The 9018-nt window shown below is 64.5% G+C and carries 6 protein-coding genes; 2 read left to right on the top strand and 4 right to left on the bottom strand.

All coding sequences use genetic code 11. The annotated features are described in order from the left end of the window. Positions 1 to 2613, bottom strand: a 2613-nt coding sequence (alaS, locus tag AYR66_RS04865; RefSeq protein ID WP_141104165.1) for an alanine--tRNA ligase, incomplete at its 3' end; no start/stop codon positions are given. Positions 2614 to 2718: 105 nt separating this feature from the next. Beyond that, entirely contained in the window at positions 2719 to 3462 is a 744-nt protein-coding gene (ugpQ, locus tag AYR66_RS04860) for a glycerophosphodiester phosphodiesterase (protein WP_088706585.1), read from the bottom strand. A 111-nt stretch (positions 3463 to 3573) separates the two neighbouring features. Here ugpQ and AYR66_RS04855 point away from each other — a divergent pair, with 111 nt between their 5' ends. Together AYR66_RS04855 and AYR66_RS04850 are read left to right on the top strand one after the other, a co-directional pair. Beyond that, positions 3574 to 5796: a sensor domain-containing protein gene (locus AYR66_RS04855; RefSeq protein WP_170942063.1), complete on the top strand. Its 2223-nt coding sequence runs from the start codon at positions 3574 to 3576 to the stop codon at positions 5794 to 5796. Next, a complete protein-coding gene (locus AYR66_RS04850) occupies positions 5778 to 7016 on the top strand; it encodes a CaiB/BaiF CoA transferase family protein (RefSeq protein WP_088706583.1) in 1239 nt (412 codons plus the stop codon). Before AYR66_RS04855 ends, AYR66_RS04850 begins: the two co-directional genes overlap by 19 nt. Here AYR66_RS04850 and AYR66_RS04845 read toward each other — a convergent pair whose 3' ends face one another. After that, on the bottom strand, positions 7017 to 8339 hold the full coding sequence (locus tag AYR66_RS04845) for a TldD/PmbA family protein (protein ID WP_088706582.1): 1323 nt from the start codon (positions 8337 to 8339) through the stop codon (positions 7017 to 7019). Further along, positions 8339 to 9018: TldD/PmbA family protein (locus AYR66_RS04840; RefSeq protein ID WP_141104164.1), on the bottom strand; the 680-nt coding region annotated here is incomplete at its 5' end. The genes AYR66_RS04845 and AYR66_RS04840, both read right to left, overlap by 1 nt.

Here is a 9018-nt window from a genome sequence, read left to right as displayed (position 1 = left end):
CCCCCAGGCGGTGACGCCGTCGAGTGCCTTCGGCAGGCCGCTCGGGTCGGTACCGCCGGCCTGGGCCATGTCGGGACGGCCGCCGCCCTTGCCGCCGACCTGCTGGGCGACGAAGTTGACCAGCTCTCCGGCCTTGACCTTGGCGGTCGCATCGGCCGTGACACCGGCGATCAGGCTGACCTTGCCGTCATTGACGGCGGCCAGCACGATGGCGGCGGTCTTCAGCTTGTCCTTCAGCTTGTCCATGGTTTCGCGCAGCGCGGGCACGTCGGCGCCGTTCAGCGTCGCGGCGAGCACCTTGATGCCATTGACGTCGACCGCCTTGGCCAGCAGTTCGTCGCCTTGCGCGGATGCCAGCTTGCCCTTCGCGGCAGCCAGTTCCTTCTCCAGCGAGCGGACCTGTTCGAGGACGCTGCCGACGCGGGTCGACAGTTCGGCCGGGGTGGCCTTCAGCGTGCCGGCAACCTGGTTGACGGTGGATTCGAGCGATTGCAGGTAAGCCAGCGCGTTGTCGCCGGTGATGGCTTCGACGCGACGCACGCCGGCAGCCACGCCGCCTTCGGCGACGATCTTGAACAGGCCGATGTCGCCGGTGCGCTGGACGTGGGTGCCGCCGCACAGTTCGCGGCTGGAACCGATGTCGAGCACGCGCACTTCATCGCCGTACTTCTCGCCGAACAGCATCATCGCGCCGGACTTCTGCGCTTCGTCGATCGCCATCACGCGCGCCTGCGTCGGGTGGTTGGCGAGGATTTCGGCATTGACGATGGCTTCGACCTTGCGGATCTGTTCCTGCGTCATCGGGCCGTTGTGGGCGAAGTCGAAACGGGTGCGTTCGGCGTTCACCAGCGAACCCTTCTGCTGGACGTGGGCGCCGAGCACTTCGCGCAGCGCCTTGTGCATCAGGTGGGTGGCGCTGTGGTTGCGCACGGTCTTCGCGCGCTTCTCGGCATCGACCTTCGCGTTGAGCGTGTCGCCGACCTTGATCGAGCCTTCCGCGATGCTGCCGTGGTGGCCGAACACGTCGGCCTGGATCTTGAGCGTGTCTTCGACCATGAAGCGGGCGGCGGCATTGCGCAGCTCGCCGGTGTCGCCGACCTGGCCGCCGCTCTCTGCATAGAACGGGGTGTGGTCGAGCACGATTACGGCGTCGTCGCCGGAATTCGCCTGCTGCACCGAGGTGCCGTCGACATAGATCGCAGTCACTTTTGCGGTGTCGTGGATCAGCTTTTCATAGCCGTGGAAGGTAGTCGGGCTGCCGGAATATTCCAGGCCTGCCGCCATCTTGAACTTGCCGGCTTCGCGCGCGCGCTGGCGCTGCTCGTCGAGCAGCACGTTGAAGCGCGCCTCGTCCACCGTCACGCCGCGCTCGCGACAGACGTCGGCGGTCAGGTCAACCGGGAAGCCGTAGGTGTCGTGCAGCTTGAACGCGGTGTCGCCATCGACCACCTTGGCGCCGGATGCCAGCGCGCGGTCGAGGATTTCCATGCCGTTGGCGATGGTGCGGAAGAAGGCTTCTTCTTCCTGCTTGAGTACCTGCATTGCACGTTCGCCGTTCTGGCGCAGTTCCGGATAGGCGTCGCCCATTTCCGCGACCAGCGCCGGGACGAGTGCGTTGAAGAACGGCTTGCGCGCGCCCAGCTTGTAGCCGTGGCGAATCGCACGGCGGGCGATGCGGCGCAGCACATAGCCGCGGCCGGCATTGCTCGGGATCACGCCGTCGACCACCGTGAAGGTGCAGGCGCGGATGTGGTCGGCAATCACCTTCAACGACGGCGAATCCTTGTCGCAGTCGCCGGCGCCGGCTTCATCCACTGCCTTCTTGGCGGCGGCGAGCAGGTTGACGAAGGTGTCGATTTCGTAATTGGAATGCACGTGCTGCATCACCGCGGTGATGCGCTCCAGGCCCATGCCGGTGTCGACGCTGGGCTTGGGCAACTTGTGCATCACGCCTTCTTCGTCGCGGTTGAACTGCATGAAGACGTTGTTCCAGATTTCAATGTAGCGGTCGCCGTCTTCGTCGGGAGATCCAGGGGGGCCGCCGGCGATTTCCGGGCCGTGGTCGTAGAAGATTTCGGTGCAGGGGCCGCAGGGGCCGGTGTCGCCCATCATCCAGAAGTTGTCGGATGCATAACGCGCGCCCTTGTTGTCGCCGATGCGCACGATGCGCTCAGCCGGCACGCCCACCGTCTTGTTCCAGATTTCGTAAGCTTCGTCGTCTTCCGCGTAGACGGTCACCCACAGCTTTTCCTTCGGCAGCTTGAAGACTTCGGTCAGCAGTTCCCACGCATAGCTGATCGCATCGCGCTTGAAGTAATCGCCGAAGCTGAAGTTGCCCAGCATTTCGAAGAAGGTATGGTGGCGCGCGGTATAGCCCACGTTTTCCAGGTCATTGTGCTTGCCGCCGGCGCGGATGCACTTCTGCGAGGTGGTCGCGCGGGTGTACGGGCGCTTGTCGAAACCGAGGAACACGTCCTTGAACTGGTTCATGCCCGCATTGGTGAACAGCAATGTCGGGTCGTCGCCGGGGACCACCGGGCTGGACGCGACGATGGTGTGGCCTTTCGATTCGAAGAACTTCAGGAATTTTTCGCGGATTTCTGACGATTTCATGTTGGGCGAAGGTGAGGGAATGCGTTGCAAACCGTTGATTATACGTGATTGCTCCCTGTCGATGAGGCCCCGGAAAAGGGATGGCGGGGCCAATCTCCATACCGTTCAACCGGCCGCGAAATCCGGCCCGATCAGGTCGATGCGGTCGGTGCAGAAGGCATCCACGCCCCAGCCGAGGATTTCGCGCGCGAGTTCGGGCGTGTTGACGGTATAGCAAAACAGGCCGTAGCCGGCGTCCTTGACCGCCCGCGCGCGTTCCGGCAGCAGGTGCTTCTGGTTGGTGTGCAGGGCTACCGCGTCCAGCGCCTGCAGCCGGTCAAGCCAGTCCGGCGGGATGACGTCGGCGAGGAAGCCGCGCCGGATGCCGGGCGCTGCCGCCTTGGCGGCTACCAGCGCATCGAAGGAAAAGGAGGAAAACAGCGGCGGCAGCGCGTCGCCTGCGTCGAACAGGCGGCGGGTGAACTCGCCCACCACCCTGCCCGTTTCCGCTTCGGCCCCGGGCGACGGCTTGATCTCCACGTTCATCCAGATGCCGTTTGCCTTGCAGAAATTGACGGCTTGCTCATACGTCGGCACCGGTTCCCCGGTGAAGCCGGCGCCGAACCAGGAACCGGCATCCAGGCGCGCGAGGTCGGCGGCGCGTGTGTCAGCCACCCTGCCCCGTCCGCGCACGGTGCGGCCGAAATCGGAATCGTGCATCAGCACCGGAATGCTGTCCTTCGACAACATCACGTCGAACTCGACCGCGCGATAGCCATGACGCAGTCCGCAGCGCAGCGCAGCGAGCGTGTTCTCGGGCGCGAGTGTGCCACCGCCACGATGCGCAAGGACTTTAGGATAAAACCACATGGATTGATCTATCTCTCGGAATGATCTTCTACCTTCCGTAGTCTAATGCCAATCGTTAATCAGAAGGTGATGCGGGCCCGGCCTTCATCGGGCCCGGCCGCCCTGCCCGCCATGTCCGCTGACAGCTCCTATCTGGCGCCCTTCGACACCGCGACCTTCCTCTTCCCGGCGGAGTGGCATACCTTTTCCGACCTCCTTGGCGGCGCGGACACCGGCCTGATTTGCCTGAAGGAAGGCGTCATCACGCACGTCAATCGCCATCTGCTGGACCAGCTCGGATTCGACGACACGGAACTGGTCGGACGTCCCGTCGAATTCCTGTTTCCCGAAACCGGCAGCGCGACCGAGGGTGACGACATCCGGCTGCGCACCAAATCGGGGAAGGTGCTGCGCTTCCATTTCGTCGCCAACCGTGTCGATGCCTTGCATGATGCCGGATCCACCATCTGGATACTGCGGCCCGAATCCCATGGCGCACAAACCGAGGAAGCGGCGTCGCAAGCCACGCCAGGGATGAAACGCCAGCTGCATTACCTCAACCGCCTGCTCCGCCTGTCGCAGCAGACAAACACGGGGCCGGAACCGGCACTGAAGATCATCCTGAAGTCATCGGCCAAGGCCATCGCCGTGCACCAGTGCGCGTTCTGGGAAGTGGCGTCCGACCTCGCCTCCACGCGCTGCGTCGCGCTGTATGACGACATCCGCCAGAACTTCAGCGCGGAAGAGCCCGATCCCGTATTTGCGGAGCACTTCCACCCGCTGCTGATGCAACTCGTCCGCGGCGAGCAGCAGTTCATCGTCGCCGACGTCGACCAGGATCCGCGCGCCGCGCTGCATTGCGAATACTTTCACGCCCGTGGGATCAAGGCGCTGATGGCGATCCCGGTGCAGCGCGGCAACGAGCCCGCCGGCCTGTTGATATTCACGATCCGCGCCCAGCCGCGCCGATGGCGCAAGGATGAAGCGGACTTCGCACGCAATGCCGCCGCGCTCGTCGGCCGCATCTCTCACCAGGCGGAGCGCGCCAGGGAAGATGCGCAGCTGCGCCACCTCGCCCACCATGACAGCCTGACCGGGCTGCCGAACCGGCACTTCCTGTTCGACCAGGCGGCGGATTTCTTCCCCAAGGTAACGGCGGAAGCGAAAACCCTTGCCGCGTTCTTCATCGACCTCGACGGCTTCAAGAGCGTCAACGACGCCTTCGGACACGCGGTCGGCGACGAGCTGCTCAAGGCGGCGGCGCTGCGCCTGAAAAACGTGGTGCGCAAGGACGACGTGCTGGTCCGCCTTGGCGGTGATGAATTCATGCTGCTCGCGCGCAACCTGAGCAACATGCGCATCGCCGACGACATCGCCCAGCAGATCGTCGAGACCATGCACGGCGCCTTCGCGCTGCAGGGGCGGGAACTGCAGATTTCAGCGAGCGTCGGCATCGCCATCTATCCCTTCGACGGCACCGATATCGACACCCTCATGAAGAAGGCCGACATCGCGATGTATCACGCCAAGTCGGCCGGGCGCGACCAGTACCGCATGTTCGCGCCGCAGTCGGGCGAGGGAAGTGGAAAGCGCTCCACGCTGGAAGCCGACCTGCGGCGCGCGGTGGAGGAACATGAACTGGTCCACTTCTACCAGCCGCAGGTCGACCTCAAGACCGGCAAGGTGCGCTGCGTCGAGGCGCTGCTGCGCTGGCGCCATCCGCGCGACGGCATCATCCTGCCCGCCATCTTCCTGCCGCTGGCGGAAGAAACGGGACTGATCCACGACATCAGCGCACGGGTGATGCACGAAGCCTGCGACCAGCTGAACGAATGGATCATGCAGGGCCTGCACGGCTTCACGCTGGCGATCAACCTGTCGGCCAGCCAGCTCATGGATCGATCGCTGATGACCGAGCTGGAGGATGCGCTCGACCGCACCGGCGTGCCTTCCCACCTGCTCGAGTGGGAGGTCAAGGAAAGCACCGTGATGCAGCATAGTTCGATGGCATCGTCCCTGCTCGACCATGTCACCGACATGCAGATCGGGCTCTCCATCGACGATTTCGGCACCGGCTACTCGAGCATGGCCTACCTCCGGCGCTATCCCGTGCGCAAGGTTAAAATCGACAGCAGCTTTGTCGGCGGCCTGCCCGGGGAAAGGGATGACCGCGCCATCACGGAAGCCATCATCTCCATGGCCCGGCCGCTCGGCCTGGAAGTGGTGGCCGAGGGCGTGGAAACACCGCAGCAGATGGAATTCCTGCGCGAGCGCGGATGCGACATTGCGCAGGGATTTTTCTTCACACAACCACTGACTGCGGAACAACTCGAAACATGGATGATTCGTCACTGAAGAAGGCGCTCGGACACATTCGCGTACTCGACCTCACGCGCGTCCTCGCCGGACCATGGTGCGCCCAGAACCTCGCCGACCTCGGCGCCGATGTCATCAAGATCGAACGCCCCGGCGCGGGCGACGACACCCGCCACTGGGGCCCGCCCTACCTGAAGGACGCGCAAGGACGCGACACCAGCGAAGCCGCCTACTACCTCGCCGCCAACCGCGGCAAGCGTTCCGTCACGCTCGACATCGCCACGCCGGAGGGGCAGGACCTCGTGCGCCGGCTGGCGAGGCAGTCGGACGTGGTGCTGGAAAACTACAAGGTCGGCCAACTGAAGAAGTACGGCCTCGACTATGAATCGCTGAAGCAGGAAAAGCCCGACCTCATCTACTGCTCGATCACCGGCTTCGGCCAGACCGGGCCGTATGCGCAGCGCGCGGGTTACGACTTCATCATCCAGGGCATGGGCGGCTTCATGTCGATCACCGGTGAGCGCGACGACCTGCCGGGTGGCGGGCCGCAGAAGGCCGGCGTGGCGATCTCGGACCTGATGACGGGCATGTATTCGACCATCGCGGTCATGGCGGCGCTCGCACACCGCGACCGCACCGGCGAGGGGCAGTACATCGACATGGCGCTGCTCGACGTGCAGGTGTCGATGCTGGCGAACATGAACACCAACTACCTCGCAAGCGGCAATCCACCGAAACGCTGGGGCAATGCGCATCCGAACATCGTGCCTTACCAGACCTTCGCCACCTCCGACGGCCACATCATTGTTGCCGTGGGCAATGACGGCCAGTACAGGCGCTTCGTCGAAGCGGGCGGACGGCCCGAGCTGGCGGTAGACGAACGCTTCGCGACCAATCCGATGCGCGTGCGCCACCGCGCTACGCTGGTGCCGCTGCTCGCGGATATGGTGAAGACGAAAACCAAGCAGCAGTGGATCGATGCGCTGGAAGCGGCGGGCGTGCCTTGCGGGCCGATCAACAATCTCGATGAAGTGTTCGAGAATCCGCAGGTGCAGGCGCGCGGGCTGCGCATGGATTTGCCGCACCCCGCGGGCGGGATGGTGAAGCTGGTGGGGAGCCCGATGAAGATGTCGGCCACGCCGCCGCGGTATGACTTGCCGCCGCCGATGCTGGGCCAGCATACGGAGGCGGTGTTGCGGGAAGTGCTGGGAGAGAGCGAGGAGCGGATTGCGGAATTGAAAGACAAAGGGATCGTGTAATCACAGCACGAACACGAAGTCCTTCACCAGGGCACCCGGCAGCAGCGCGCTGCCGGTGCTCCTCGCCCCATACGTATCCGTATCGATCAGCATTTCCCGTTCGCTCGTCAACGCAAGCAGCTTTTCCCCCAGCACGCCGAACAGCGAATCGTCGAAGCGCATCACGTTCAGCGGCGCCTTGATTTCCCCGCCCTCCACCCAGAAGGTCGCGAAGCGCGTCATGCCGGTCATCCGTCCGCTCATCCGGTCCGAATAGTTCAGGTACCACAGGTTGCTGATGAATACGCCGGTGTCGAGTTCGGCCAGTACGCGCGAGATCGGCAGCGAGCCTGCGGCCAGTTCGAGCGAGGACATGGTTTCATCCGCGTCCGCGCCGTTGGCCGCGATGCCATATTCCTTCGCGGTACGTGGCGACACCAGGCTGCCGGCAAGCCGTCCTTCGTCGAACAGCGTGACCCTGCCCGGCTTGATGAAGCCGTCACCCTGGAAGGCCGGCGCGAGTCCGCCCGCGGTGTGCTCCGACAACGTGACGGCCGGATGCAGCCGCACGCCGTCGTCGTGCATGCGGCACAACGGGCTCTGCCGCGTGCGCAGCGACTTTTCCGACACACCTCCCCAGTTCAGCATGCCGAGGATTTCGTTCAGCGCAGACGGTGTCATGTACGCCCGGTAGGCGCCGGGAGGAATGCTGACCGGCTCGCGCTGCAACAGCGACAGCTGGCCGGCGGCCTGCGCGAATCTTTCCGCGAATACGCCATTGTCCCAATCGAATCCGGCGTAGCTCGCCTTCACCGCCTTGTCGCGCTGGTGGTAGAGGCTCCAGTCGAGGTTGAAGCTGGCGGTCTCGTGCCAGTTGCGCTGGCCCCAGGAGTTGGCGTAGCCGCGGTAGATCGGACCGGCGGCGAGGATGCCGACGAGGTCGAGGCCGCGGGCGGCGGAAAGCACCTCGTCCACGATGGCAGCGGTTTCCGGCAGGCGGGACGGCAGTATGTGTTCCGTCGACTGGACGTCGGTCGCGCGCAGCAGGTAGGGGTCTTCCGGCAGGTCCGGCAGCTGGCTGCGCAGGGCCGCGATCATGCGGTCGAGCACGAAGCGGTCGGCTTCGATCGTGCCGGCCAGCGCCATGGTCATCGATGCATTCCTGCTGCCGTCCAACAGGGTGAGCGTGAGATAGATCTGCCGCACATGTCCCGGCTGGCGAATGGCGCTGCGGTTGAAGCGCACGAAATCCGACGATTCCGCCGCCAGCCAGCACTGGTACTCTTCGCCGTCGCGCAGGCGCGCGTCAAGCCGGGCTGCAAGGTCAAGGAAATACGAACGCATCAGGCGCCTCCAAAGACATCGACATTGCCGAACAGGCAGGCCGGCGACGCGTGACCGACGCGGATCACCTGCGAGGGTTCGCCCTTGCCGCAGAAGGGCGTGCCCATCACGCTGAACGTCGAGCGGTCACCGACTGCCTTGAGCGAACGCCAGAAGGTGGCGGAAATGCCGCGGTAGTTGGGATTCTTCACGATGCCTTTCAGTTCACCGTTTTCGATCAGCCGGCCGGTTTCGCAGCCGAACTGGAACTTGTTGCGCGAGTCGTCGATGGACCACGACAGGTTGGTATCCATCAACACGCCGCGCTCGACCGAGGCCACCATGTCGTCGAAGCTGGTGTCGCCCGGCTCGATGTTGAGGTTGGCCATGCGGTCGATCGGAGGACGATTCCAGCTGCAGGCGCGCGCATTCGCCACGCCCTGCATGCCGCTGCGCGCCGCCGACAGCGCGCTGCCCAGCGGACGTTCGAGGAGGCCGTCGCGAATCAGCCATGCGCGTTCGGCCGGCGTGCCTTCGTCGTCCCAGCCGTAGCTGGCGTATTGCTCGGTCCGATCCGGATCGTAGGTGACGTTGAGCAGCTCCGACCCGTAGCGGTAGCTGCCGAACATGTCGAGCGTGACGAAGCTGGTGCCGGCGAAATTGCGCTCGTCGCCGAGGATGCGGTCGAGTTCCAGCGGAT

This window comes from Noviherbaspirillum denitrificans (assembly GCF_002211445.1).
Classification (GTDB): domain Bacteria; phylum Pseudomonadota; class Gammaproteobacteria; order Burkholderiales; family Burkholderiaceae_D; genus Noviherbaspirillum; species Noviherbaspirillum denitrificans.
Note: the sequence above shows the minus strand (reverse complement) of the source record. Positions and strands in the feature narration are given on the sequence as shown.

Coding starts and splice junctions, on each gene's coding strand:
- AYR66_RS04850 (WP_088706583.1), top strand. CDS start 5,778: ATGGATGATTCGTCACTGAAGAAGGCGCTCGGACACATTCGCGTACTC.
- AYR66_RS04855 (WP_170942063.1), top strand. CDS start 3,574: ATGTCCGCTGACAGCTCCTATCTGGCGCCCTTCGACACCGCGACCTTC.
- AYR66_RS04845 (WP_088706582.1), bottom strand. CDS start 8,339: ATGCGTTCGTATTTCCTTGACCTTGCAGCCCGGCTTGACGCGCGCCTG.
- ugpQ (WP_088706585.1), bottom strand. CDS start 3,462: ATGTGGTTTTATCCTAAAGTCCTTGCGCATCGTGGCGGTGGCACACTC.